25 protein-coding genes and 3 pseudogenes are annotated in these 25,610 nt (G+C 69.6%); 16 read left to right on the forward strand and 12 right to left on the reverse strand.

Going from position 1 to position 25,610, the window contains the following annotated elements; translation table 11 throughout:
• Window positions 1-22 precede the first annotated feature (22 nt).
• Entirely contained in the window at window positions 23-1,915 is a 1,893-nt protein-coding gene (locus ACZ4A5_RS27495; protein ID WP_467589821.1) for a pRL2-11, read from the forward strand.
• Between the two features lie 1,332 nt (window positions 1,916-3,247).
• Here ACZ4A5_RS27495 and ACZ4A5_RS27500 read toward each other — a convergent pair.
• Window positions 3,248-3,469: an SLOG cluster 4 domain-containing protein gene (locus ACZ4A5_RS27500; protein ID WP_467589824.1), complete on the reverse strand. Its 222-nt coding sequence runs from the start codon at window positions 3,467-3,469 to the stop codon at window positions 3,248-3,250.
• Between the two features lie 65 nt (window positions 3,470-3,534).
• A pseudogene (locus tag ACZ4A5_RS27505) lies at window positions 3,535-3,978 on the reverse strand (transposase); the annotation flags it as partial.
• A gap of 19 nt (window positions 3,979-3,997) precedes the next feature.
• On the opposite strand from ACZ4A5_RS27505, the pseudogene ACZ4A5_RS27510 reads away from it, so the two are divergent.
• The 4 genes and pseudogenes from ACZ4A5_RS27510 to ACZ4A5_RS27525 form a co-directional block, all read left to right on the forward strand.
• Window positions 3,998-4,417: pseudogene (locus ACZ4A5_RS27510) on the forward strand (SAM-dependent methyltransferase); the annotation flags it as partial.
• Window positions 4,418-4,642: 225 nt separating this feature from the next.
• On the forward strand, window positions 4,643-5,047 hold the full coding sequence (locus ACZ4A5_RS27515; protein WP_467589827.1) for a hypothetical protein: 405 nt from the start codon (window positions 4,643-4,645) through the stop codon (window positions 5,045-5,047).
• Between the two features lie 209 nt (window positions 5,048-5,256).
• Window positions 5,257-5,667, forward strand: coding sequence for an NUDIX hydrolase (locus ACZ4A5_RS27520; protein ID WP_467589830.1), 411 nt, complete (start codon window positions 5,257-5,259; stop codon window positions 5,665-5,667).
• 546 nt (window positions 5,668-6,213) lie between these two features.
• Window positions 6,214-6,417 carry a cold-shock protein gene (locus ACZ4A5_RS27525; protein ID WP_467589833.1) on the forward strand — a complete coding sequence of 68 codons (204 nt, stop codon included), beginning with the start codon at window positions 6,214-6,216 and terminating at the stop codon, window positions 6,415-6,417.
• 49 nt (window positions 6,418-6,466) lie between these two features.
• On the opposite strand, the gene ACZ4A5_RS27530 is transcribed toward ACZ4A5_RS27525, so the two are convergent.
• From ACZ4A5_RS27530 to ACZ4A5_RS27545, 4 genes are all read right to left on the reverse strand, one after another.
• Window positions 6,467-7,090 carry a GNAT family N-acetyltransferase gene (locus ACZ4A5_RS27530; protein ID WP_467589836.1) on the reverse strand — a complete coding sequence of 208 codons (624 nt, stop codon included), beginning with the start codon at window positions 7,088-7,090 and terminating at the stop codon, window positions 6,467-6,469.
• On the reverse strand, window positions 7,087-7,503 hold the full coding sequence (locus ACZ4A5_RS27535; RefSeq protein ID WP_467589839.1) for a hypothetical protein: 417 nt from the start codon (window positions 7,501-7,503) through the stop codon (window positions 7,087-7,089). The genes ACZ4A5_RS27530 and ACZ4A5_RS27535 overlap by 4 nt, the downstream gene beginning before the upstream one ends.
• A 25-nt stretch (window positions 7,504-7,528) precedes the next feature.
• Window positions 7,529-8,740, reverse strand: a complete 1,212-nt coding sequence (locus tag ACZ4A5_RS27540; protein ID WP_467589842.1) for a winged helix-turn-helix domain-containing protein — start codon at window positions 8,738-8,740, stop codon at window positions 7,529-7,531.
• A gap of 571 nt (window positions 8,741-9,311) precedes the next feature.
• Window positions 9,312-9,728, reverse strand: coding sequence for a roadblock/LC7 domain-containing protein (locus tag ACZ4A5_RS27545; protein WP_467589845.1), 417 nt, complete (start codon window positions 9,726-9,728; stop codon window positions 9,312-9,314).
• A gap of 671 nt (window positions 9,729-10,399) precedes the next feature.
• Between ACZ4A5_RS27545 and ACZ4A5_RS27550 the strand changes: the two genes are divergently transcribed.
• The 5 genes from ACZ4A5_RS27550 (at window position 10,400) to ACZ4A5_RS27570 (ending at window position 15,110) form a co-directional block, all read left to right on the forward strand.
• Window positions 10,400-10,888 (forward strand): ATP-binding protein, encoded by a 489-nt coding sequence (locus tag ACZ4A5_RS27550; protein ID WP_467589848.1) that lies wholly within the window; start codon window positions 10,400-10,402, stop codon window positions 10,886-10,888.
• Window positions 10,888-11,904 (forward strand): aldo/keto reductase, encoded by a 1,017-nt coding sequence (locus ACZ4A5_RS27555; RefSeq protein ID WP_467589851.1) that lies wholly within the window; start codon window positions 10,888-10,890, stop codon window positions 11,902-11,904. The genes ACZ4A5_RS27550 and ACZ4A5_RS27555 overlap by 1 nt, the downstream gene beginning before the upstream one ends.
• A 147-nt stretch (window positions 11,905-12,051) precedes the next feature.
• On the forward strand, window positions 12,052-13,356 hold the full coding sequence (locus ACZ4A5_RS27560; protein WP_467589854.1) for a B12-binding domain-containing radical SAM protein: 1,305 nt from the start codon (window positions 12,052-12,054) through the stop codon (window positions 13,354-13,356).
• 74 nt (window positions 13,357-13,430) lie between these two features.
• A complete protein-coding gene (locus ACZ4A5_RS27565) occupies window positions 13,431-14,558 on the forward strand; it encodes a DNA glycosylase AlkZ-like family protein (RefSeq protein WP_467589857.1) in 1,128 nt (375 codons plus the stop codon).
• Window positions 14,559-14,654: 96 nt separating this feature from the next.
• Window positions 14,655-15,110 carry an NUDIX hydrolase gene (locus tag ACZ4A5_RS27570; RefSeq protein ID WP_467589860.1) on the forward strand — a complete coding sequence of 152 codons (456 nt, stop codon included), beginning with the start codon at window positions 14,655-14,657 and terminating at the stop codon, window positions 15,108-15,110.
• Window positions 15,111-15,369: 259 nt separating this feature from the next.
• On the opposite strand, the gene ACZ4A5_RS27575 is transcribed toward ACZ4A5_RS27570, so the two are convergent.
• The 5 genes from ACZ4A5_RS27575 to ACZ4A5_RS27595 all read right to left on the reverse strand — a co-directional run bounded on the left by ACZ4A5_RS27575 (window position 15,370) and on the right by ACZ4A5_RS27595 (window position 20,536).
• A complete protein-coding gene (locus ACZ4A5_RS27575; RefSeq protein ID WP_467589863.1) occupies window positions 15,370-16,095 on the reverse strand; it encodes a 2'-5' RNA ligase family protein in 726 nt (241 codons plus the stop codon).
• A gap of 16 nt (window positions 16,096-16,111) precedes the next feature.
• Window positions 16,112-17,458, reverse strand: a complete 1,347-nt coding sequence (locus ACZ4A5_RS27580; RefSeq protein WP_467589865.1) for a hypothetical protein — start codon at window positions 17,456-17,458, stop codon at window positions 16,112-16,114.
• Window positions 17,459-17,470: 12 nt separating this feature from the next.
• Window positions 17,471-17,953 (reverse strand): PPC domain-containing DNA-binding protein, encoded by a 483-nt coding sequence (locus tag ACZ4A5_RS27585; protein WP_467589868.1) that lies wholly within the window; start codon window positions 17,951-17,953, stop codon window positions 17,471-17,473.
• Between the two features lie 28 nt (window positions 17,954-17,981).
• On the reverse strand, window positions 17,982-18,986 hold the full coding sequence (locus ACZ4A5_RS27590; RefSeq protein WP_467589871.1) for an asparaginase: 1,005 nt from the start codon (window positions 18,984-18,986) through the stop codon (window positions 17,982-17,984).
• Between the two features lie 65 nt (window positions 18,987-19,051).
• Window positions 19,052-20,536, reverse strand: a complete 1,485-nt coding sequence (locus tag ACZ4A5_RS27595; protein ID WP_467589874.1) for a transcriptional regulator, XRE family protein — start codon at window positions 20,534-20,536, stop codon at window positions 19,052-19,054.
• A 201-nt stretch (window positions 20,537-20,737) separates the two neighbouring features.
• Here ACZ4A5_RS27595 and ACZ4A5_RS27600 point away from each other — a divergent pair, with 201 nt between their 5' ends.
• The 6 genes and pseudogenes from ACZ4A5_RS27600 to ACZ4A5_RS27625 all read left to right on the forward strand — a co-directional run bounded on the left by ACZ4A5_RS27600 (window position 20,738) and on the right by ACZ4A5_RS27625 (window position 23,849).
• Window positions 20,738-21,640 carry a helix-turn-helix domain-containing protein gene (locus ACZ4A5_RS27600; RefSeq protein WP_467589877.1) on the forward strand — a complete coding sequence of 301 codons (903 nt, stop codon included), beginning with the start codon at window positions 20,738-20,740 and terminating at the stop codon, window positions 21,638-21,640.
• Window positions 21,637-21,867, forward strand: a complete 231-nt coding sequence (locus ACZ4A5_RS27605; RefSeq protein ID WP_467589880.1) for a DUF397 domain-containing protein — start codon at window positions 21,637-21,639, stop codon at window positions 21,865-21,867. The genes ACZ4A5_RS27600 and ACZ4A5_RS27605 overlap by 4 nt, the downstream gene beginning before the upstream one ends.
• 700 nt (window positions 21,868-22,567) lie before the next feature.
• On the forward strand, window positions 22,568-22,786 hold the full coding sequence (locus ACZ4A5_RS27610; RefSeq protein WP_467589883.1) for a hypothetical protein: 219 nt from the start codon (window positions 22,568-22,570) through the stop codon (window positions 22,784-22,786).
• A gap of 312 nt (window positions 22,787-23,098) precedes the next feature.
• A pseudogene (locus ACZ4A5_RS27615) lies at window positions 23,099-23,319 on the forward strand (transposase); the annotation flags it as partial.
• A complete protein-coding gene (locus tag ACZ4A5_RS27620) occupies window positions 23,309-23,668 on the forward strand; it encodes a hypothetical protein (protein ID WP_467589886.1) in 360 nt (119 codons plus the stop codon). The pseudogene ACZ4A5_RS27615 and the gene ACZ4A5_RS27620, both read left to right, overlap by 11 nt.
• 1 nt (window position 23,669) lies before the next feature.
• The gene (locus tag ACZ4A5_RS27625) at window positions 23,670-23,849 is read left to right on the forward strand and encodes a hypothetical protein (protein ID WP_467589888.1); all 180 of its coding nucleotides are present in this window, start codon (window positions 23,670-23,672) and stop codon (window positions 23,847-23,849) included.
• Window positions 23,850-24,164: 315 nt separating this feature from the next.
• On the opposite strand, the gene ACZ4A5_RS27630 is transcribed toward ACZ4A5_RS27625, so the two are convergent.
• Window positions 24,165-24,995 (reverse strand): DUF4190 domain-containing protein, encoded by an 831-nt coding sequence (locus ACZ4A5_RS27630; RefSeq protein ID WP_467589891.1) that lies wholly within the window; start codon window positions 24,993-24,995, stop codon window positions 24,165-24,167.
• Window positions 24,996-25,610: the final 615 nt, after the last annotated feature.

The raw sequence follows: 25,610 nt of genomic DNA on the forward strand, positions 1-25,610 counted from the left end.
CATCGACAAGCGGGTCGAGGAGTTGGCCGAAGCCCTGGGCCTGGGACTGGGCCGATTCCTGGCCGGACGCGACATGGACGGGATCCGCCGGACCGACGCCACTTTCCTCACGTCCGGCAGCCATGTCCTGCCCGAGACCGAGGTCAGCGTCTCAAGGTCGGCCTACTGGCCGGGCTGGCAGCGCCTCGCAGCCCGCCTGATCACCCTCGGCCTGACCGGTGGCGGCAGCTACAGCTACTGGCAGGACCCGCAGCACACCCTCCAGGCCCTGGAGTACGGCGGCACCGCCGCGGCGGGCGCGGCCGCGGCCGGCGGCATCGCATACGCCGTGTGGAGCACGGAACGACGTGAACTGATGCGTGAGTGGGTGAGGCCCCTGCACCTGGCTCTCGCGGGCCCGCTGGGCATACCCGAGCAAAGCGATCCCCGCCGGTACCTGCACATCCCGCTGAACTTCTCCGACGACGACGCCAGGATCCGCATCGACCTCCCCGTGAACCTCAAGTTCAACGAGACAGCCGTGGCCGAGCTGATCGTCAAGAAGCTCGCCCTGGAAGGCGTCTCCTTCTCCTGGAGATACGCGGGCAAAGCCCCGTACGTCCTCGTCAAAAAGGCCCAGCGACCACCGGACAAGCTCCTCTTCAAAGACCCGCACGTACGCGAACTCGTGCGCCGCGCCCCTGAGCCCGCACCGCTGATCGGCCTGGGCAGCGGCAACAGAACCGTAGCGGTCAACCTCGACGACGACTCCCCGCACGTCCTCGTGGCCGCGGGCACCGGCGGCGGCAAGTCCGTCATCCTGCGCACCATCGCAGCCCAGCTGATCCGCAACGGAGCCCTCACCTACATCCTGGATTTCAAGCGGATATCGCACCCCTGGGCCCGCGGAGTGCCCGGCGTGACGTACTGCCGGGACATCTCCGAGATCCACTACGCCCTGATCCACCTCGGTGCGGAGGGCCGCCGCCGCATCCACCTGGCCGACCAACTGGGCGACGACGCGGACCACTCCCAGGTCGGCCCCAGGCTTGGCATTCTCCTCGAAGAGGTCAACGCCACCATGAAACAGCTCGCCCGCTACTGGGAAAAGATCCGGGAAAGAGCGGATCCCAAAACCTCCCCGGCCATCGACTCCCTCGCGGAAATCCTGTTCATGGGCCGCCAAGTACGCCTGCACGTCCTGCTCGTCGCTCAGTCCGCCACCGCCCGCGCCCTCGGCGGCCCCGAAATGCGCGAGAACTTCGCCACCCGTATCCTGGCCCGCTATACCCAGAACGCCTGGCGCATGCTCGCCCCCGAAGTCCACCCCGCCCCCAAAAGCACCCGCCACGCCGGCCGCGCCCAAGTCGTCCTCGGCGGCATCGCCCACGAAACCCAGATCCTCTTCATGACCCACGCCGAAGCCCACGCCTGGGCCATCGGCGCCACCAGTACCCAGACCCCAGCCGTGCCCCTCAAGAAAACCCGGCCTGTGCTGGCCGGCACCCCTGCCACACCGCCTGGCGGAGCCGCTTCCACAACGGAACCGGTGAACGATACGGACGCGCCCGTCATAGCGGTCTCAGCCGTAACTCTCACATCCCTAGCCGCATCGGTGCCGCCCGCCGACGAAAACTCCACGACCGTACCCGCGCATGCGGCAGAGGCCACAGATGAGGGGAGCCCGACCTCCATAGAAGAAATGGCTGACGACATGGTCGGTTTGCGTCAAGCTCAGCAGGAGTTCCTCCCCGATATCACTCTCACCACGCTCCGATGGGCGCGGGCCAACGACCCTGAATTTCCGGCCGCGTCCGGAAAACGGGGCGCGGAATTTCTTTACCAGGCATCGGACTTGCGCAGATGGGCCCGTAACCGTCCTCATGGCCATAGGGATCCGACCGGGACCAATACGGAAGGCCGTGTAGGCCCGTGATCTGAGAGTGCGGCGGAGACTGCTTGTGACGGTGGGGCAGCCGGAGCGGATCCGCCTGTTGTGGAGGTAGCACAGGCAGGTGCTCCCGCCCGTCCTCCGAAGGCGGTCCGCGATGAGGCGGACATCGTTGCGGGGTGCGGTGAAAGCTCACCCCAGCGGCTCGGACAGCAGAGTGCGGGGTTGTGAGCTGTGAGGCTCACAACCCGTTTCCCCTGGGAGACAGCGTGACTTGTGAGACTGTGAGCTGTGAGCGGCCCCACGGGTCACACCCCAGCCGCGGTGTGACCACCCCCTATGACAGCATCACGGATGGGGGCACGCCAGCAGGACAAGCGCGGAAGGCTGCTGGCCGTCAGTGCGGTGATGGTGCTCTCGGCGGCCTCCGGTCCCTCTGCCGGACCCCGCCGCCGTATCCGTCGCACTCTTTCGAGTATCAGCGGTTGTATGCCGAACAAGCTCGTGTCGTAATGCCACGGTGAAGGTCGCCGGCACGATGCCCTGTGGAATTCCCTCACCCAGCATGGTGAATTCCAGGGGATCTTGGAGGTTCCTGCCGCCACATCAGGGGTTCAAACTCGCCGGCCTTGATGCCCAGCGCTAAGGTGTGCAGTTCGCGCGCCTGTCCTTGATGACCTGATCAAGGTTGTCGACCTCCTCGGCCGGAACGCCTCGCTCACCGTTCGGCTCGTCGATGCTGAGCGCCAGTTCTGCGACTGAACCCCGGCATCGCCCGATATCGTAGAAGCTGGGACTCCGCGTATATGAACCTGGAATTGAGTGCACTATCGATCTAGGTCGCGCCCAATTGCCGGATCTGATCACCAGTGTACAGGGTGAAGCGGTGTGAGGAAGTGGCCTGCATATCCACGGGGCCCACAACTCCGTTAGCCGCACCACCTGTTGACGGTTCAGTTCCGGAACTGTTTCCCCGCCCCGGGGTCCGGGGAGCCCAACGGCACAAGGTCCGTCCGCTGCGGCTCATCACACACCCTCCGCATGACCGGCCCGCTGTCCACACAGCCGCCGGGCAGCGGCGGCATCAACAGGCGGTCGACCCCTACACCCAGAGAATTCCGGACCGGCGCGACGATGGAAGCAAACCCGACGGACGCGAACTCTCCCCATGCCACTGAACGTAGAGAATTCTCCGTGATCATAAAATCGTGCCCGTCCTGGCGCTGACTTTGCCGAGTCCATGACCCTGTCGGCGGATGCCTCAAAGGCAGCCACGACAGCGAATGCCGCCTACGGGGCCCAGCGGGCGAGCGCCGTCGCCACGGCTTCCTCCGGCGTCGCGGTGTGGACCAGCCCTGCGACGGGGGTTCCCGTCTGCTAGGTCACCTGCCACCCGGCGAGGCAGACCACGGGGATCTCGCCGCGCCGCGCGGCGAGCGCGATCTCGCTGAGGGTGCCCCAAGAACCGCCGACGGAGATCACCGCGTCGGCGCTGGCGACGATCACCGCGTTTCTGCTCTCTCCCATGCCGGTGAGGATCACGGCGGACAACACGTCGGGCGCTGCCGCCTGGTCCGTGTCCGGGCGGATTCCGACCACCAGTCCGCCTTAGTGATGGTCTGTAAAGTTTTCGGTGTAACTGAGTTGGTTTGTCGGTTAGATGTGGCTGCTGAGAGGCGTCCGTCGAAGGCGATGTCGAATGCCTGGAGGGCCCGCTTCCAGCGGCTGGTCCAGCGTTTGCGGCCCTTCCCGGTCGGGTCGAGGCTCATGACCGCGAGGTAGACGCACTTCAGTGCGGCGGCCTCCGAGGGGAAGTGGCCGCGGGCCCGGACAGCCCGGCGGATGCGTGCGTTGACGGACTCGATCGCGTTGGTGGTGCAGACGATGCGGCGGATCTCGGCGTCGAACTGGAGGAAGGGCACGAACTCGGCCCAGGCGTTCTCCCAGAGCCGCACGATCGCGGGGTACTTCTCGCCCCAGGTCTCGGTGAACTCCAGGAAGCGGGTGGTGGCCGCGTCCTCGGTCGGGGCGGTGTAGACCGGCTTGAGGGCCTTGGCGATCTGGTCCCAGTCCTGCCGGGTCGCGTAACGGAACGACGCCCGTAGCAGAGGGCGGGTCGACCCGACCGACGACCACTGGGGCGACACCCGCTCCATCATCCGGCTGGACCCCGCCTTCCCGCTCGAGGTCGTCCAGGGCCTGGAGGAGTTCTCCCACCTCATCGTCACCTGGCGGTTCCACCTCGCCTCGCCCCAGGAAATCGCGCTGCACGCCCGCAGCCCCAGGAACAACCCGCGCTGGCCGGCCACCGGCACCTTCGCCCACCGCAACCACCGCCGCCCCAACCAGCTGGCCACCAGCTTCCCCCGCCTGCTGGCGGTCGACGGCCTCGATCTCCACGTGGCCGACATGGACGCGGTCGACGGCACGCCGGTCATCGACCTCGCGCCGTACTTCCAGGAGATGGGCCCCCGCGGCTCGCTCCGGCAACCGGACTGGCCGGGAGAGATGCTGGAGCACTACTGGGACACGTCGGCCGGACACTGAGAGCCTGACGCTGTCGGGGATCTTGGGCGAGCGCCATTCTGAGAGATCATCGGGCTGAACGAACGGTTCCCGTGGGGTGCTGTGACAGGGGTGGAGCCGGTAGCCGGTCCTCGGACCGGTCTCGGACAAGATGATGGTCACTACCTTGAGGAGGATCACTTCAGCCTGCGGGGTGGGTGGCGACGCGCCAGGACCGGGGCCGGGAGATGTGCTGCCAGTCGAGGAATGTCGACGATCACGAAAAAATACGTGACGCTTATGCCGCATCAGCTGGGGAATTTCGTGATCGTCGACAAGCAGGCGCCTGCATCGTCTCCAGCGACCCCTTGGAGCTGGTCTGTATGTCGAAGACGGCTGGCAGTTCACCGTGTCCGGGACCATGGACTACTACGCCCGAAGGTTCTGGACCTGACGGCCAAGGGGCTCGACTGTGCACCCGGACTCCTCTCGCACTCATGGGGCAGCCTGCGCGACCACGGCAACCTGGGCGGCGTCGCCGTCCTGCACATCCTCAGTCAGACCCACGACGACCAGCCCCGCCACGGCAGCCGAACCCTCGTGCTCGGTGTCGGCCCCGGCCTCACCGGCGCTGACATCACCGGCCGATGGCACGCACCTGCCTCCTCCTGACCCACGCTGCGGAACTCAGCGACCGTCATCTTCCCTGGGCGGCCACCGAGCACCGCATGCCGGACGATGGTCCGCTCACCGGGCCCAGAATCGGCCGGTCGGCTGTTCGCGGGCGGTACCCCACCTGGAGCCGGGCTTCTTCCCGATACTCCTGCGGTGCGGGCGGCTTTGCGGAAGAATCGGAGGGCCATTTCGGGAGGGTGCAGGCTGTGGAGCGCATTGATGTCGCGTACGCCTTGGTTGCTGACGAGGCGGCGCGGCGGGTCTTGTTGGTCCGGAATCGGGATACTTGGAGTCTGCCGGGTGGGCGGCGTGAGGACGGCGAAACGCTTGCCGAGGCGGCTGTGCGGGAGACGAAGGAGGAGACGACCGTCGTCGTGGACGTCGGACCCGTTGTGCACGTGAGTGAGCGGGTCGGGCCGGTAGCGCACGACGTCTTCACTGTCTTCCGTGCGGCCTTGCTGTCCGGTGTGCCCTCGCCCAGCCCCGATGACGAGGACGTGTCCGAGGTCGCCTGGGTCCCTGTTGAGGAGGCTGACGCGCTGATGCCGTGGTACCCCGACGGGGTGGCGGTGCTGCTGGAGTGCGGTGGCGCTGGGTACAGCACTGCCCACGGGTAGCAGGGCTCTGGGGCCCTACAGCGGACGTGCGGGGTAGGCGTGGGCGCCGGCGGGGACGAGTTGGCGGAGGCGGGCGGCGGCCGTCGGCAGGCGCCTGCACACCCTGGCGGCAACCACCGCACAGACCGCCGGGTTTCCAGGGGTCAGATCATCGAGCCGGACGGTTGGGCCACGACGTCACCCGCTCGTGGCTGTCCAGCCCGCCGGGGAAGGCCACCCCCAGAGCGTCGAGCCGGTGCGGCAGCCGCGAGCGAAGCCGGCCCCACAGCAAGATCAGCCGGAGGGAGTCTGCGGGGCAGAACAACGCCTCGCGGCTTTGCGACCCCCGATCGCGCACGCTCGCTACCCTCCGATTCCGCTGCACACTGTAGCCAGATGACTGCAGATCAGGTAATTTCCCTGCCAGTAGTCGTGGTTCCGAAGTCTCATCGCCCGCGGTGCGCCGCGGGCTTCGTGCTGTGCAGCAGTGTCCGAGGACCAGGGCGATCACCTCACCCAGGGGACCGGCAAACCGGTACCCTCGAACCTGGATATAAGGGAAAAAACATGGCAAGCGGCACTGTGAAGTGGTTCAACGCCGAAAAGGGCTTCGGCTTCATTGCTCAGAACGGCGGCGGCCCGGACGTCTTCGTTCACTACTCCGCCATCAACGCCTCCGGCTTCCGGGAACTCCAGGAGAACCAGGCGGTCAACTTCGACATCACCCAGGGCCCGAAGGGCCCTCAGGCGGAGAATGTCACCCCGGCCTGACCGAACACCCCGGCACCCCGCACCCCACGGTGCGGGGTGCCCGGCCGGTTCAGGCGGGCGTGGTGGTCTCCGCGATGAGCGCGGCGAGGGTGGGCATGCGCTGGGGGCGGTGCTGGAGCAGGTGTACGTGGCAGCCGCCGCGCAGCACCGTCTCCACGCCATCGCAGTGCATACCGTCTCGGATGAGGCGCATGAGGCGGTCGGAGCGAGTGGTGCCGCGCAGCCAGTCCACGCCGCCCAATCGGGCCGCGTAATCCAGCGCCCACCACACCATGAGCCGGCTGAGGCCTCCGCCGCGGCATCTGGGGTCGGTGAACAGGCTGATCACGCCCAGCGTGGGTTCAGTAAACTGCTGGGTGGACCAGCCCTGTTCCGGGGTCGTGCCCAGCAGTGCGGTGCATCCCAGGAGACGCTCGTCCTCGCGTAGCAGCCACACGATCGGCCGTCCCTCCTCGGTCTGGTCCAGCAGGTCGATGAGCGTGGTCCCGGGGGTCTCGACGTCGGTGCGCAGCTTGTCGCCGAGCTGGAGGATCCGGTCGGAGATCAAGTCCGAGACCGCCCGCCGGTCGGCTGCGGTGCCCGGCTGCATTTCGTAAACCGGCGCTCCCCTCGGCGCCCGGACAGGGGTGTTCAGGGCGGGCGCCGGCGCGGTGGAGTGGTCGGTGTTCTTCATGCGGAGGCCTCCCATGCGGCGGCGAGATCCACAACGGTGACGTCGCACAGCCGGCGGATGAGTTGCGAGGCGAGGAACATGACAGCCGTCGGGTCCCCATAGGGCACGGTGACGTACCCGTCCGTGACAGGCTCCAGGCTGAACGTGCCGGTGAGCTGGTAGTGCGTCCCGGTCTCCCCGTAGAGGCGGGGCCGCCTGGACCTCAGCGGCGGCTGTGCGGGGGCGCCGGTCAGGCAGCCGGCTGCGTCGCGGGACTGGGAGGAGCAGCGTGCCCACAGCACACCGCGGCTGTCGCGGTCGCCGGGGCCCTCGTTCACGTAGCTCAGTCCCGTCCGGGGCAGCACTCCGAGTCTCGAAGCCACCTCGCCTTGCTCGCCCTTGCGCGCGGTGATGTACGGGATAGTGATGGGCATCGTCGGAATCGTGTGGTTCTGCACGTCATACGGCATGAGTAGTGGCCTCGGTGATGGTGAGCAGGTCGGTGACGGCGGTGGCCAGGCACGCCCCGTGCCAGACCCGCAGTTCCAGGTCCGCGGGCAGGGGTAACGCGGCTGCTTCAGCAGCCCGTGCGATCACCTGGCGGAAGCTGCGGGACTCGTCGCTGTCCGGTGGTAGGGCGGCGCCGTGTTCCTGCGCCTGGGGGAGCAGTTGCCGGGCGAACTGGTGGAGCTGGTCGAGCTGGTGGTCCAGGGTGGTGGGGTGCGGTATGAACCTGCTCTTCCACCAGGATCGGGCGATCCGGGCGCACTCGCGGATCGCTATCGGCCGGGTGTCCGGACCCGGGCTCTGCCCGTCGCGGAAGGCCAGGATCATCTCTTCGCCGGCCGTAGGAGCCTGGGCCGCGGCGGTCTTCGTCACCGTGGCTCGGGAGGCGTGGGGCAGCAGGACCAGCCCGTCGTCGGCGAGGAGACGTAGCGCGGCCGACAAGGGCGTGAGTGACACCATGAATGTTCGGGCGAGCTCGTGCCGGGTGGGTAACGGTGTCCCGGGAGGGTAGACGCCGGTGGTGATCTGTGCACGGATCCGGGCCGCCAGGCGCTCCGGCAGGTTCGCCTGCGGGGCACCCGGGGTGGTCACGTGCGGGCGGCTGCCGCGCCGTTCGACGATGCCCGCCGTCACCAGATCGGTGACGGCCAGCTTCACATGAGTCAGGGGTTCGTTCAGGTCTGTGGCGAGCCGGTCCAGCACAAGGCGGGATCCGGCAGGGTAGATGCCCGTCTCGATCGCGTCCGTGATTCGCTCGGCGATCACCGCCACGGGGACGCATGGCGGGGTGCTTTGGTGGATGGCGAGCAGCAGTGCACGCGCCTGCATGGTCAGCAGCACCAGGGCCTCGTACGGGCCGTCCGGGCTGACATCCTGCGCCGAGATGACAGCGCCGATGAGCGCGTCCCACCGGGCCTGATCGGCCGCTGAACCGGCTGCCGCTCCGCGCCGCAGCCGTGCCACCGGCACCCAGCGTTCGACGATCCGCTGCAGGTCCCGGAGGCGGTGCTCGATGAGCGCCGGTGACGCTGCGGTGCGGGGGGTAGCCGCGTGGGTCAGCCATGAACGGTCGGTGCGCAACTGGGTGCGCTCCCGCACCTCGGCCTCGGTAGGCAGCGTGGGCGGCTCCACCCTCGTCGGTCTTGCCGGTGTCGTCGTGCTCACGCTGCCCTCCACCCCGCCCCGGCGCCATGGCCCCGCGGGTAAGGGGGCTGGTTCTTGTCCGCATCGGTGGCGAACGGGGCGCCGCGCACGGTGGTCACCGTGCGCCTGCTGGCATGGGTGCGGGGTGTATGGGCGGCCATCGGGCGGATGTCTCCTTGGAATGGGTGGTCAGGGCAGGTACGCGTAAGCGGTGCGAACCTTCGTGCACATGGCGGGCAGGCGCCGGGCCACGGTTGCGGTGAGCGGCGAGAGGCAGCACCGGGACGGAAGCTGGCGGCACCGGTATGGAGAGGAGTTGGCGGCGTTGAGCCATGCCCGCCAGCCGGAGCCGTCCTAGGAAGCAGAGCCGCCGGCCTCGGGTAACGCCGGAGCGGCCGCTGGTGCACTGCGCGTACCAGCAGGGTCTGGTCACTGCGGAACTCCAAGGCCCTGGTGTTCCGCCGGGAAGGGGAGGGCGAGGACTCGGGGAGGGAGTCGTCGTCACCGCCGAAGAACATGCCGAAGGCGTCCTCGGTGCCCGGGACCGCGGTGTCCTGTACGTCGAGAGCGTCGGCTTCTTCCGGTACCGGTGTCATGACGCCCCGCTGACCGCGAAGCCCCGCGTGCGGCTGTCCAGCAGTACCGGGAGCTTCTCCAGGAGGACACCGAGTTCGAAGCCGACGTCACCGATGTCGGCGCCGCTCTCGGCGTAGAGGCCGATCACGTCGTTGTTCTGAGCGGTCGTGCCGAACAGGCACAGTCCGTGGTCGGCCTCGACGACGGACTGCCGCACCGGCCCGAGGCCCTCGGCCCGTGCCATCGCCGAGGCAACGCTCGCCAGCGAGCTGGCCAGGGCCGCGCGCTTGTCCGCCTCCCCGTCGTCGTTGAGGGGGCTGGCGGGGCTGTGGAACCGCAGCAGTCCGTCGACACTGACCACCAGTGCGTAGCGCAGTTGCGGCACCTTCGTGATGCTGTCGTCCAGGAGGGTCTGGACCTTCTCGTTCGTCACCGGTGGTGTCCTTGGGGTTGGGGCCGGCTGAGGGCCGGGAGTTGAGGAAGAGCCGGGGGCGGGCTGGCCGAGTGCTGGTCACCGTGTGCCGTGGCCTCGCAAGGGGCATGCCGTCGTGCCGGCGGAGGTGGACCGGCTGCCGCAGGCGTTTTCCTGCGGCAGCCGGGACGTGCGACGCTCGCCGTGATCGCGTTGCCGTCACTCCGGAATCACGAACCGCCGTCGCCCTGGTCCGGCGACCCGACGGTCCTCGGGGGTGAGGGGAATCCGGAGCCCACGGTGGACACCCGGCACGCGGGGAAATGGGAGGGAGAACCCGCGCGCCGGTGCCCGGTCTTGGAGAGCAGAACTGCCGTGATGCCTGTGAGCGGCAGGGGCTTCTACAGCGGGGGCGGCCTGTGCCGGTGCGCGAGGGACAGCGGCGTCATCACGGACTCCGAGGCGGAGGGGGAGGTCGGGGACACGGCTGACAGCCTTGCGGAAACCGCTGCTCATCGATACGCCATCTCATCCTCATTTCATCCTCATTTCGGCGCGCGACGACGCCAGTCCACCGCTCCTTCTGTGCGGGTTTGCTGGTGTCTGTGCGGCGGGGCTGAGCCGGGAAATGAGGATGTAATGAGGAACGGATGCCGTATCGATGAGCGGCTGTACCGGGGGAGGCTGGGGCCGTGCCGTACTCGGATTGCGAGGAGACGCCCGTGCCTCCGGCCAACATCGCCAGCGCGTCCCTGGGAGACCTGCTGGCCCACCATGCCGTCGACCTCGAGGGGGTGACTGCCCCTCAGCAGGTGGCACGGGACGAGGTGCGGGCGACGTGCCGCGAGTATGGCGGCTACTGCCGCGATGACGTCGCTCTGGTGGCCGATGAACTCGTGGGCAACGCCGTCCAGCACACCGATGACGGCCCCCGTGAACTCCTCGTCGACGTCTACCAGCGGGGCATGATCGTGGGCGTTGCCGATGGCGACCCCGATGTCACGGCCGTCCCCGCGCGGCCCGCCCAGCGCCCTGCACCCCCTGGTGCCGACGGCGAGAACGTCCCCGACGGCGGGCGCGGGCTCTTCCTGATCGACGCGTACTCCACCACCCGGACGGTGGAGGAACACGACGACGGCAAGATCGTCAGGGTGTTCATCGCCCTGGCCGGTGCGAGCTGATGGCGGCAACCTCCCTCACGGCCCGCCGTTTATGCCGGCAGATGGTCGTGCACCCGCTCGGCGTGCACTGCGCCGCCGTAGGCGACCGCCCCGGTTCCCGCGATGAGCTCCTGCGCGGCGGGCTGTGGAGCGCGGCCGAACACGGCGCGACCCTCCTGGACACCTCCGACTCCTACGGCCTGGGCCACTCCGAACGCATCATCGGCCAGTTCCTGCGCGAGTGGACCGGCCACCGCCTCCAGGTCAGCAGCAAGGTCGGCCTGGTCCGCGGCACCGCACCCCACCCCTACGCCGGCCGTCACATCCACCACCAATTCGAGCAGACCCTCGAGAACCTCTACATCGAGCCTCCCCTTGACCTCTACACCCTGGCGTCACTGGACTTCGGCCCCGGCGACCGGTACCTGGACAGCGCCATCGAGCAGATGCGCATCCTGCGCCGCAACGGCGACATCACCGCGATCGGCATGCGCGGCCCCCACGCAGCCCTCGGCGCGCCCCTGGCAGAGTGGCGCCGGCAGGCCGCACGCTTCGTCGCCTTGTTCCGCTGGATCCAGCCGGACGTGGTGTGGACCCATTTCCACGGCCTCACCCCGGCCGTACCCCTGAACGACGAGGGCGAGGACCTCTTCACCTTCACTCGCCGACGGGGAGCCGGCCTCGTGCTCGCCGCGCCCCTGGCCCACGGAGTCCTCGTCGGCCAGCCCTTCGGCCCGCGCGATCCCGGTGCCCGGGCCGCCGGCCCGGTCGCCACCGGACTGAAGGAACTGCGCGACCGCTTCGGTGACACGCCGGGGACACTCAGCCGTCTGGCGCTGCGACTGTCCCTGCAGAAGGCCGGCCACGCCGTCGTCATCGCCGGCTTGCGCACCCCGGAGCAAGCCGGGGAGAACTTCGGCTGCCTCGGCGACCCGCTGACCGACGACGAACTCTCGGCCGCGGAGGCCGTCTACGCCCGGATACGCGCCGAACTCCAGGACGCCGATGCACCGCCGGCCCAGGAAGCGGCCGTATGACCATTCACTGCCGTCATCCGTGACCACCACCCGGGCCCGTACGGCCCGCCGACGCACAGCAGATGAGGACCACCTCCACCCGCCTGATCGGCAACCCTCCGGAGGCTTGCAATGCACGTGGCACTGGTATACCCGGAAGTACTCGATTTGGCCCGATTCAAGCAAAAGCGCCGGGAGTTCCCGCCCTTCGGCGTGCTCTACCTCGCCGCGGTCGCCGAGCAGGCCGGCCACGACGTCTCCATCGTCAAGGTCTCCCACGGTGACCACGTCCGCGATTTCACGGGCGCCGACGCCGTGGCCTTCACCATCCCCTCCTCGGCGACCTACGGCGTCATCCGGGACTGCCGGCGCGACAGCCGCTACGCCGGCGACCCGCTCATCCTGGTGGGCGGGGTCCACCCGAATTTCTACCCGGAGCAAACCCTCGCGGACATCGAGCCCGACGCGGTGGGCATCGGCGAAGGCGAGGAGACCTTCCTCCAACTCCTGGACCACGCCCGCAGCCGGCGGTTCGACGACGTCGACGGCATCTGTTACCGCCACGGCGGCCAGGTCGTCCGTACCCGCCCGCGGACGCTGCTGCGCAGCATCGACACCCTGCCCTTACCGGCCCGGCATCTCCTGCCGGCTGAGGACCTGGTGATGAGCGACCGCCTCTCGGACACGGACCTGCGCATGGCGCACGTGATGTTCAGCCGGGGCTGCCCGTTCCCCTGCCGCTTCTGTGCCGCGGCCCAGACCCGGATCCAGTACCGCTCCGGCGCCAGCGCCCGCCGCGAACTCCTCGACCTGGTCGAGCGGTACGGGGTCGAGGGGTTTGCCATAGTTGACGATAATTTCATCGTCAATAAGAGCAAGGTCCGTGACATCGCCGCGAACATCGCTGACCTGGGCCTGCGCTGGTCGGCGCTCTCCCGTGTGGACACGGTTGACGAGGCGCTGCTGGCGGACATGGCCCGCTCCGGCTGCCTGGAGATCAAGTACGGCATGGAGTCCGGCAGCGCGGCGATCCTGAAGGCCATGCGGAAGAACATCACCGCCGCCCAGATCCGCCGCACGCTCCGCTGGAGCCGGGACGCGGGCATCAACGTCAAGCTGTTCCTCATCCACGGCTACCCCGGCGAGAACCGGCAGACCACCGGCGAGACCATCGACCTGCTCACCGAGCTCGCCCCGCTCATCGACCGCGTCAGCCTCTTCCGGTTCGTCCCCCTGCCCGGGACCTACGTCTACGACCACCCGGCCGAGTTCGGCCTCCACGGCACCAGCAGCCAGCCCGGCTGGAGCGGGGACTGGAGCCAGTACCACATCCACCACAACGACCGTCACTGGTGGGGCAGCGAGGAAGAGTTCGCCGCCGTGCAGGCCGGCTACGACGAGCTCGCCGCGCTCGTCGCCACCCTGTGGCCCGACCGCCACGAATCCGGCCCTTCCACCCCCGCGGCCCGGTAGCTCCCACTAGGCTCAGGTGCCGCCCTGGCACCTGAGCACCGGCCGACCCCTTTCAGCGCAAGGAGCCCCCGCCCGTGGCCGCGAGCGTGACCCTGCCCGCCCCTGCCGAACGCGCGGCCATCGCCGCCCGCCACGGCTGGGGCCCCGGCTCCGCACCCGCCCCCCTCGCCTCCCTCGCCTCCGCCCAGGCCGGCCTGCACGCCGCCCGCCTGCTCACCCCCTACGTCACCGCCCACACCCGCAACCCCGCCTTCACCCCCGACGGCCTGCGTACCGCCCTCGCGCCCGGCGGGACCCTGGCAAAGATCCGGTGCATGCGCCGCACCCTCCACCTGTGGCCCCTCGACCAGGCCCCCGACGCTCACACCGCCACCCTGCGCCTGCGCCAGGGCGCCACCATCGCCACCGCCCGCCGCCACAGCCTGTCCCCCGCGGCGCTCCGGCGCTGGGGGCAGCGGGCCGTCGACGCACTCGCGGGCGGCCCGCTGTCCTACCGCGACCTCCAAGACCACCTCGCCAAGCAGCGCCACGCCGCCGCGGACATCCCGGCCGTACGGCTGGGCATCAAGTGGGCCTGGGAATCCGGGCACCTGGCCTGCCGCAACACCGCGACCTCCCTTCACCGGGAAGAACGGCAGTTCGCCCTCCTCGACCACGCCCACCCCGGCCTCGCCCTCACCGGCCTCGATCCCCGGGCGGCCACCATCGCGCTGGTCCGCCGCTACCTGCACGCCTACGGGCCCGCGGCCGAGGGCGACCTGCTGTGGTGGACCGGCCTGACCCGCGCCGAGATCTCCCCGGCCCTGGCCGTCCTCGGCCGCGAACTCGTCCGCGTCCGCATCGACGGCCTGCCCGGTGAACTGCTCGCCATGGAGGAAGACCTGGACCGCATCCGCTCCACACCCCCGCTCCCGGCCGGCCACGTACGGCTGCTCGCCTTCGAGGACCCCACCTTCAAGGGGTACTTCACCACCCGCAGCCGCTACCACGACCCCGCCCACACCGCACTCGCGTTCAACACCATCGGCGAGGTCCGCGCCACCATCACCGTCGCCGGCCGGATCGCCGGAACCTGGGCCTGGGACAAACGCACCCGCACCGTTGACTCCGCCCTCTTCACCGCCCAGCCCGCATCCATCCGACGCCAGATCCGCGAGCACCTCCAGCAGGCCGAGACGTTCCTGCGCACCGAGCCGTGCTGACGTCCCGCCACCAATGACGCAAAACCGCCCCACCCGGGCGCAGGGCGACGCCATAATCGGTGACTCCACCGGCCCCGCGAGGAATCGACTGACACCGTGACCGCACAGCGCCACCGCCGTATCTGCGACGTCCATATCCTCCTCGTCCGTGACGAGAAGGTCCTCCTCAGCCTCCGCAAGGGCGGCTACGCCGCCGGCCTGTGGCAGGTGCCCAGCGGCCACCTCGAGGAGGCCGAACCCACCGATGACGGCGCTGCCCGCGAGGGCCTGGAGGAGATCGGCGTCCGCGTGCCTCCGGGCGGGCTCGAGTTCGTGCACTTCCTCGACCACCGTGCACCGGGCGAGGAGCCGCGGCTGGGGGTCTTCTACCGCGCCCGCTCCTGGGAGGGCGAGCCGTACAACGCCGAGCCCGACAAGTGCGGCGGCGTGCGGTGGTTCCGGTTCGACGAGATCCCCGACAACATCGTCCCGTATCACGCTGCCGCCCTGGAGCGCATCGTTCAGGGCACGGTGCGCTCCCGCTTCGGCTGGGAGCCCGCGCTGACGCCCTGAGAACCCGGCCCCGCAGCACCGCACTCGGCCGTGACGTCCTCGACGGCCTGGTCCGCGCGTACCCCGACGCCCCGCAGGCCGTGGCCGATGCCCTGGCCCGCGCCGCTCAGACTGACGCGACCGGATACCGGGCCGGCGCCACCGTCGTAGTGCTCGAGCACCGCATCAGCCGGACGACGGGACGTCACCCGGCCCCGTCAGACACCGGGGGTCGGCCGGCCGAGGGCTATCGCCCAACGGCCGCCTCTGGCCTGCGGGCTCATGGGGCGGGTGGGGCGAGCGGGACGCGGTGAAGGGTCGTCCACCGGTATGTCCGGTTCTCGCGGCGCAGTTCGACCAGGTCGATGGCATCGACGTCCAGGGGGACAGGCGGCAGGGTTCGCAACGCGGCGGCAGCGTTTATGACAGGGCGGGCGTCGCATGGCGTGTTGCTGTAGAGGATCCCGAGGTGAGGCCGGAAGCCGGAGGTCGGTTTGCCCGGGGGCAGGCCGATGTCACGGGCGGCAGCGCTGAGCTCCGCGTGCAGGTGGACGAGCGGGGTCCAGGGGGAGACGGAGAAGCGGACGGCGCCGCGGGAGCCGGCGAGCGGATGGGCGTCCAGGCGGAACGCGGGAAGAGCGCGTTGGCGAACCGCGGTGGCAAGGCGGCCGAGGTCGGTTGATGTCACCCGGCTGAGCGGGCCGATGCGGGTCAGGGTCACGTGGAGACCATCGTGGGGGACGGCATCCATCTTCAGGTGCTGCAGTGTGTCCTGGCAGTGTCCCGCCCGGTCGATCAGGTCCTGGGCGTGCGGGAAGGTCAGCAGCCAGTAGTACGCGCGCCGGCCGTTCTCCCAGCCCGGACGGTCCCAGTGGCTGGCCATGCGGTCCACGGCCGCGAAGGCCGCCCAGTCGTGCCGGACGATCGCGTGCGGGTCGTCGAGCACGGCGGGTGGCACGGCGGGGAAGGCGGCCTGGTCGGTGGCCAGGGCCGGGTGCTGTGCCACTAGCGGGTCCTCCTCGTTACGGGACGCTCGCCGTGGGGGTGCTGACGGCGACGGGCGCGGCCTGCGGCTGAGTACGCCAGATCCGCAGGTCCTCGGCATAGTCGCCCACGACGGGCTCGCCGCGCCACCGCTCGGCGGCATGACCGTACAGTTCGCTGGCTCGTTGCCATACCGAGCGGATGGGTGCCGTGGTGCCGGCGTGCAGGGCACGCCGGCCGAGGAGCATGGCGTGTTCGAGCTCGGGGGTGTCCTGCCTGAGCAGCGCGGTGGCCACGTCGAGGCGTACGAGGGCGCGGCTCCAGTCGGAGTCGGAGGCTTCGATCAGCTCGTCGATTTCGGCGGCGTGGGTGTGGACGTGGTCGTAGTCGCCCAGGGACAGGCGGGCGGTGATGGCGTTGGCCAGGGTGCGGGCCGGGGAGTAGGCAACGAAGTCGATGCAGGAGGTCAGGCCGGTGGGCAGGTGCGGCTGCCGGTCGGAGAGGGCCATGGCGGTGCCGATGGCGGCCTCGGCCCGGGAGCGGTCGCCCGTGCGGGCCAGGGCGCGGGCGCATCCGTTGATGAGGAGCCGGATGGCCTGGGGGTTGCCCGGGGCCAGATCGACGCCGGCCTGCGCGGCGGCGTGCGCTTCGGTGTAGCGCTGGTTGTAGTAGAGGGCCAGGGACCGGGTGCCCGCCGCCCACATCCGCAGGCCCAGCACCGCGTCGTCCTCCTCGTCCGGTCTCCCGGCTGCTTCGGCCAGTTCCTCGGCTTCGGCGCAGTACGCCTGCGCAACCTGAAGGGGCGCGTTGGCGTTGACGGCCATGTAGGCGAGCAGCCCGGAGGTCTGCGCCGCCATGAGGAAGAGAGCGGCGCGCAAGCCCGCAGGCTGCTGCCCGGCGATCAGCGTCTGCAGCATGGTGCGCAGCATCCGTGCCTCGCTTGCCAGCTGCTGCGGGCCGAGCACTTCGTAGCGGTCGATGATGCGGCGGATCGTGGTGGAGGCCATCGACAGCAGCCCGGGATCGGTGTTCGAGCTCGTCAGGGTGCGGGCCTGGGCGATGACCTGGAGCGGGTTGTCGAATTCGACGCCGGGGACCTGCGGGAGGCTGGTGTTCTCCTCGCTGACGGTTTTGAAGAGGCGCTCGACCGACATCCCGAACATGTAGCGCAGCACCGTGGCGGCCGCGGTGTTCGGGGTGCGCTGGATCTGTCCGCTCATCCACCGGTCGAAGGTCGCACGGGAGATGAGCGTATGGGCCAGTGCCGGGTCCTTCTCCTCCTGTGCCGCGTGCTGGGCCGTCTTGCGGAACGCGGCGCTGAACCGTTCGAACGACCCCAGTTCGCGCTCTTGGACCTCGAGGTAGAAGCGGGTGATCCGTGTCATCGGGGGCATAGCTCAGCACCCGTCCGGACCGGCGGCATCGGCGAAGTCCAGCAGCGGTACGCCGTAGAGGTCCGGGGCCCGGCGGCGGGTGAGGCCCGGGTCGTTGATCTCCTGGACGACGAGCTCGGTGATGAACTGGACGCGACCGTCCAGCAGGTGGCTGGTGCGCCCGTCGGCGGAGTCGGCCTTCAGCCCTGCCGTGATGTGGATGTGGGGCGACAGGCGGTCGGTCTCGGGGTCCCAGGCCAGCGTGCCGCCACCGAGGACTTCGAGGCTCTTGACCGTGATCGCGTCCCACAGCGGGGCCTCGGGGTCGGCCAGGGGCTGGCAGCTGCCGACAAGCCGGGCCGTGCGGAAACCACCGATGAACGTGGGGACATGGGCCGATCGGACATCGTGCTCCTGGCAGAAGTCTCCCAGGGCGGTGAAGAAGTCCTCTCCGTGGTCCAGGGCCACGACGAAGGACCGTCCCCAGGCGATCGAACGGGCTCGCATACGGCAGTCTCCTTGGCTGTAGGGCAGGTCAGGACTGGGCTGCGAAGGCGGCCTCGACGGCCGCCCGGCCGGAGCCGGTGGTGAGGTGGGCCCACAGCAGCAGCCGGGCCTTGAACGGATCCAGGGAGCCCCCGCTGATCAGACCGCGGCCCAGCAGGTCGCTTTCGGACCCGCGGAAGCTGTACGTCGCCCCCAGCACGCTGCCGGAGCCGGTGCGGGAGGTCAGGACGACCGGGATGCGGGCCGCCAGCTGCTCCAGGCGGTCGACCCAGCTGCCGGGGACGTGCCCGGCACCGAACGCGGCGATCACCAGCCCGTCGAGCCGGTCCTCCAGCCCCTCCAGCAGCATCCCGTCGCTGCCGAGCACCGCGTGGAGGACCTCCACCCGGGCAGGAGGGACCTGCAAGGACAACGGCGCGGCGATACCGCCCGGGCGCAGCGGAGTGACGTGCAAGCGCACCGTACCCTCGAGGATGTGGCCGATGGGCCCGGTGCCCGGGGACGTGAAGGCCGCTGGGCTTGTGCTGTGGATCTTGCGGACGTGGCGGGCCGCGTGGATCTCGTCGGCGAAGACCACCACGACGCCCAGGTCCCGGACGGCGGGGCTGGAGGCGGTGCGCACGGCGGCCAGCAGGTTCGCCGGCCCGTCCGCGCCCGGCATCTGCGGGGGACGCATGGCACCAGTCATTACCACCGGCGTCCGGCCGTGGTGGAACAGGTCCAGAAGGAACGCTGTCTCCTCCAGGGTGTCGGTGCCCTGGGTGACCACAATGCCGTCGACGCCCGAAGCCTCGGCCGCACCGACGCGTGCGGCTACCGCGGCGATGTCCTCGAAGACCAGAGAAGCGCCGGGGACCTGCCGGACGTCCTCCACGACGATCTCGGCCTCCGCGTCCAGCCCGGGCACCGCCGCTACGAGGTCGGCGCCGGTCAGCCGGGGCGTCACGCCCTCTTCCCCGGCAGCGGCCCGGGTCATCGCGATTGTGCCGCCCAGGGTGAGGACAAGGACACGGCGACGGGCGGCAGATTTCACAAGAAGTCCTTTCACAGACGGGACTGACAATGGCGTACAACGGGGGAGAGACCTGGGCATGGGGCTCACCGGCCGGGCACGAGAGCGCCGACGAACCGCAGGGCCTCGTCGAGGGCTTCCACGCCCAGCAGACGGCTGCGAGGCCGGATCAGCTGAGCGACGCCCAGCGCGCCGAGCTCGCGACAGCGGCAGACAAGCCACTCCCAGTCGAGGCCGAGGTAGTCCGCCAGCGCCCGCAGACGCTGCTGCGGATCCCGGCCGACGGCGACCGTGTCGGTGCACGCATCGGCGACGACGTCCCCGAAGCGCCGAAGGTCGGCCGGCGCGGTGGAGGTGTCCGTCTTCCACAGCGCCTCGGTACGGACCCAGGTGGCCAGGACAGCGCGCTGCCCCGGGACCAGGGCGAAGCCGTCCACCGCCCCGAACTCCGGACGCGGCGTCACCCACACCCGCACCCCAAGACGTTCCATCAGCGCGACGGCCAGGAACAGCAGAATCCGTTCGTACGAACCGCTGCGCCGCACCACCGCCTCGGGAATACAGAAGACCCGGGACAGGCTTCCACCGGCGAAGCGCCGGGCCTGGGAGCGTAAGTAGTCGGCCTTGTGACGGTAGAGCAGCCAGGCTGCCGCTTCCTCACCGGTCTGCTCCCGGGTGAAGCACACCGGCGGGCCCGCGACATCGAGTAGCTGCCGTCCCAGGTGCTGCGCACAGAACAGGCTCCCGAGCCAGCTGGTGCCCACCGAGGAGAGCCCGGGGACGGCCATGTGGCTGGGCGCCGACCGGTCCTGCGGCAGATAGGCCGCCAGGACTTCCCGCCCGGCGTCGAGAGCCTGGTCATCGGCAAGGAGCCCGTCATCGAGCTGGACCAAGGCCCACAGGACACCGTAGGTCAGATCATCCAGCTCGTGGGCCGTCGGCAGCGCCACCCCGTCCTTCCTGGCGCCAAGCACGTTCCGGGCGTTCCGCGAATCCACCACATACAGCCGTAAGTCCTCCCCCCGGTCGTCAACACCGAGCAGAAGCCCGCGACGCGCCGGACGGAGGAAGCCCTCCAGCGACGCAGGGTCAAAGACCTGGAAGACGGCATTGCCGTCCCGGACAGTGACCGGGTGCAGCTGAACGGCAGCCGTCGTTCCATCCAGCACCCGGCGCCCCAGCAGCTCCCAGGAGTCCGCCACCTCGGGCGCGGCGGACAGAAACAGGCGGGACGTCGGCCAGCGCCGGCTGATCGCCAAGGCCGCCCGGAGATCTCCACGGCCATGTGCCTGCGACAGCCGGGGCAGCATCGTCTCCGGAGCCGGACCGAACAACTCGGCGACCGGAAAACCGAACAGCTCCTCCAGCACCCGTGCGGCGTCGCGATGAGGACGGCCGAACCAGTCGCCGGAGTACCAGCGGTCGAAGGTCGCCCGGCTGACCGTGACACTGCCCAGACGAGGGTCATCCACGGCGAGCTGTCTCGCCATGGCCTCGAACTTCTCACAGAAGGCGATCCACGTGTCCCACGCGCGCTCCTGGAGCAGCAGGCGGAACAGGGTGGGGGCCATGGCGACCTTCCTCCGGCGGAGAGGCGGGGACGAGCGTCGACCGGTACGCCAACGGCATATGCAGCACTGGGCAATTGAGCGCACACACCTCGTGACGTCTGGCTAGGATGCTCCCCGTACCGCGCCCTTAGCAACATGGGTCAACAAATTGTCGGAAGGATTGGTTGTCGGGTGACGGCGGCAGCCACCACACTGGCGCACATGACGGACGGGACCCGCGCCCCCGGCTCGCTGACCCTCAGCGAAGTCGGCCAGCGCCTCGCAGAGCTCCGCAACCGCGCCGACCTCACGCTCGCGCAGGTCGCCGACCAGCTGCGCAGCCGTGGCCTCAAGATCGACGCGAGCGGGCTCAGCCGACTCGAGCACGGCCAGCGCGCCCGCGTGCGCGAAGACCTGGCCAACGCGATCCTGGACTGCTACCTGGTAAGCCCAGCGGAACGGACGCAGATCCTCGGCCTCCTCGGCACGGACACAGCGACCGCCGGCCGCCCCCGGCCCAAGCTGTGGCTCCGCCACGCCGACCTGCTCACGCCCATGCAGTTCGAGGGATACCTCAAGCAGGAACGGCAAGCCGCGGCCATCTGGAACTGGGAACCCTTCATCATCCCGGGCCTGCTGCAGACGCCGGACTACGCCCGCGCGGTCATCGAAGGCCTCCGCCCCGAACTCAGACCACCCGCCGTCCGCGCACTGGTCGACATCCGCGTCGACCGCCAGCACAAGGTCTACAGCGGAGCCCTCACTGACTTCCGCGCCCTCATCGGCGAAGAGGCCCTCCTCAGCACGATCCAGGACACCGCGGTGATGCACGGCCAACTGCAGCGCCTGCTCGACGAATCCACCCGGCCCACCATCGACATCCGCATCCTGTCAAGGAGCACCGGATGCCACCCCGGCATGGCCGGACCCTTCGTACACATGCGCTTCCCGCAGACCGACAGCAGCGCCGTGTGGGTCGAGACGATGGCCACCTCGATCTACCTCGACCACCCCGACGAGACCACCCGCTACGCCTTGGCCTTCGAAGCCCTCTGGCAGCGGGCCCTCAGCCCGGACGAAACCCGGACGTACATCACCCAAAGAGGCAAGGAGCAGCACGCGTGACAGCCGAGAAGCCGAACCCGGCCGAGCTCGACCTGACCAACATCGACTGGGTCACCGCCAGTGGGGGTGGCGGCAACTGCGTTCTGCTGGGCAGGCAAGGGGAATTCATCCTCGTGGGTGACTCGAAGAACCCCGACCGCCTGCCGCAGATCTACACCCTCGACGAAGCGCGCACATGGGTCCAGGGCGCCAAGGACGGAGTCTTTGACGCCCTCCTCTGCCCGTAGCCGCGAGGGCACGCACCGGGAGCCCTGGGCATACCAAGCCCAGAGATCGGCCAGGCCTTTCGGCGTGAGGGCGGGTTGGGCGGGTGGCGGCCTCGGCGCGCAGGGCATCGGTGACCGGCGGCATCGGCGTGGGGCTGTCGGCAGGATGCTGGAGTACCGCCCGGACGACCTCCTACCGACGCTCGGTGCAGCCGACGGGCGGTCACCCGGCCGTGTCGGCATACTCGAACACATCATCATGAACGAACTCACATCATCGTCGCCCGCACAGCCTCGCGGCTCCGGCCGGCGTTCGCGGAGCCGGGTGCCCCATGGCAGCCCGTCCTGCGCCGACTACGGATGCCGGCGCGCCGAGTGTCTCCGTGCCGCGCGCAGGGCCCGCTCCCGGCGTGAGGCCGATCGGGCGGAAGGCCGCCGAGCCCATGTCGGCTCCTCGGCGGCAGCTGCTCACGTCGCCCGGCTGCGCGCGGCCGGTATGTCCGCCGGCGACATCGCGACACGCTCCGGCGTCTCCGCCACACTCGTCCGCAGGCTCCTCCGGCCGGAGGAGGAACGTCGGCCGCAGAGGATCCTCCGGCCGACGGAAGAAGCGCTGCTCCCCGCGACACGGACAGGCCCCCGCGTTCCCGGCCGGGCACCGGCTGCCGGTGCGTCAGCGCGTATCCAGCACCTCGCCGAACGCGGTTGGCCTGCCACGTACTTGGCCCGGCAGCTCGGCACGAGCGTCTACACCCTCGCGGAAATCCGCTACCGGCGTCGTCGCACCATCGACCTGCGTCTGGACCAGATGATCCGCCTGCTGCACCAGAACCTCGTGATCACGACCCCGGCCAACCGCGGCATCCCCCGAGGCCATGCCGTGCGGGCCCGGGCCGCCGCCTCCCGTACCGCCACGGGGACCCCGGTCTCGGCCCCATAGCGGTCGTCGCCCCGGCCACGGCCGGGCTACCCCGTCCTACGTGACCCGCGATGATCAACACGAACACCCGGAAGGTGACCCACGCACCCCACGCCCCGGGAACCCTAGTCGAGGGGAGCAGCGCATCGCTGACCTCCAGAATCAGGACCTCGCGATGGAGTGGACCACCTCGCGATGGAGTGGACCACTCCCTAAAACGAGCCAAGGACAGACTCCACCGCCGTGCGCCCAGTAGGACCTGGTCAGGTTCATCCTGCGGTGGCGTGTCCTGATGATCGGCTGTTGCGTTGATCGGATACGGGGCCTGGGGAGCTGGCTGCGGTCCGGTCTGATCTGGAGGATTTCGCGGCGGATGTGTTCGAGCCGTTTGCCCGTGCGGACCAGCGCCGGTGGGGATCGGTGTATCTGCGCTGACGGGCGGTGGGCGCAAGTCGGTCGAGCCGATGGCCGCCCGGCTGGGTGAGGACGGGAACCGGCAGGCCCTGGCTCACTTCATCACCTCCAGCCCGTGGGACCCGGCCCATGTCCGGGCCGTTCCCCGGCCGGGCCAGGCTCGTTGACCCGGACATGGACGTCATCGCGCTTGCCCGTGCCGGCTCCCGCCTCGAGTACGCCAGCCGGCTGCTCACCCACGTCCGCGACTGCCCGGCCGTGCCGGGCCGAAGCAACGTGAGCGGCGGCGAGAAGGCGGCCGCGCCCGGTGGCGTGCACCAGCCCGTCGTGCAGGCCCGTGACGATGTCCTCGTCGCTTACGCCCTCGCAACGGTCACCGCGGCGCCGAAGGCGGAGGCGCGGGAGCGGGCGCTGACCGCCTACGGCGCGCTCGCTGACCTGGCGGACAGCTTCGGTAGCGTGATCGAGGCGCTCAGGGTGCGGGGCTGACGTGTCTGGTCTCCCCCGTGTGTGCCAGACGGTGGGCCAGGCCGTGGTCCAGCTCGCGCGCGGCATCGGCGACGAGGACCTCGCGGCCGGCGGTGACGGGCGCACCCCCGTGCGACTCGCCATGCAGTTCACCGTTCACGCGGAAGCAGCAGCCATTCCGGGTGCTCTGCCTACCCGTTGAACGCGGCGGGCGTGCCAGGGACCGTCGGGCCCCGGCGGGGCGGGTTAGGGCGACCAGCTCGGCCGACGCGGTCCGGTTCAGTGGTGCGGAGTGGGTGATCAGACGCAGCCCGCCCGTGGAGTCGATGTCGCCGAGCAGGAGAGTGTGCGGTGCGCACGGCGCCGGTCACCGCGCTGATGATCCCCTCCGCCGCGGGGCCCGCAGCTTCAGCCACCCGTGCTCACCCGGTCGGCGTGAGCCCACTTCCTTGATCATGATGCCTTGACCGTCCCGCCTGCGTCGGCGCCGTCGGTGCCTCGGTTTGGCCTCAGCGGACTATTGGCCTGGACCGATCCAGAGGGCATCCGGGCGCTTGTTGTTGGCACCGGTCTCCACCTGGAGTTCCTTCGCCCCTTGGGGCGGGACAGAGTAGGTGAACTGGCTCTCCGCCTGCTGGCCGGGCAGCAGCGTCCCGGAGAACGCCTTCGTCGCGCCGTGGCCGTCAAAAATCTCTGAGGCCCGGGCACCGTTGGCGTCCCGCACGCTCGGCACGTGGGTGACGAGGTCGACCGGCGTCTTGCTGCCGTTGACGATGGTGACCTTCATCTGCAGAGCCAGGTCGCCTTCTTCGTGACCGTAGGAGATCCCGTCCAACTCGTACGGTTCGGGCTTGGTGACAGTGACGGTGACCCCGTCCTCGTACGTGTACGTATCACCGAACCGCAGAGCCTTCTTGGCGGCCGGGGCCGACGCTGAGGGCGAAGGAGAGGCAGGCCCGGTGACCCGCCCCCGGTGGCTCATGTCCTTGGCTTCGGTGGTGTCGTCCTCCAGGAACACCACGATGAGGATCAGGCCGACTATCGACATCACCATGGCGACGCCGCCCAGGATCGACCCGGCCAGCGCCATCCCCTTGTTCGTGGCCTGGCCCATACGGGCCCGGCTCTGGCCGATCAGACCGAAGACCAGGGCCAGCACACCGAGGACACCTGACAGGAAGAACAGGAACGGCACGACCCCGAGAAACACGCCGACGATACCGGTCACCAGCGACGCGACCCCCAACCCATTGCGCGCCTGCCGCGCCGGGTAAAACGGCCCCGGGAAGGCAAGACGCGGGTCCCACTGAGGCTGAGGCGGGCCGGAGGGGTGTTCAGGCATGGTCATGTGCCGTCCTTCACTGGGCGATGAGGCGGATCACCATAACAAGGCATTTACCCTGCCATTACTATGGACAGACGGTCACATCGCCGACGCGATAACTACCCGTCAAGCCCCGCCGGTGTAGGCCTTCCACAGGCGCACCCGCATCAGGCGTTGTCCCTTGATCCCGTTGGACCTGCCTCCTGGCGTCGGGCGCCTGGTTGAGCAGCACCGCCCGACATAGCCTGATCCCTGCTGCTCAGCCTCGCTGGGCCCGCAGACCGTCCCCGACACAGTCGTGCGCAGGTTCCTCTGGCCGGAGGAGAAACGGCGGCTGCAGAGGATTCTCCGGCCGATGGAAGAAGCCCTGCTCGGCACAGCCGTCCCTGTTGCTCGGAAAGGCCCCGGCGTTCCCGGGCCCTGGCGCGGGCCGCTCCGGGCTCCGTGCTCCGCGTCGTGGACGTCGCTGATGGAGCACGGGTACGTCGGACCAGCTCAACTCGCGGGCCGCTCGGGCAAGAGCTCAACTGGCCGCTGGCCGCGTCTAGTGACCTGAGTCGTTGATGCGTCGTTTGATATGCATGGGGCGTCCGGGGCCGCGGTTGGCCGAGCTGGTGTTGTCCGAGCGTGAGCGTGAGG

Source organism: Streptomyces sp. NPDC025618 (assembly GCF_055558795.1).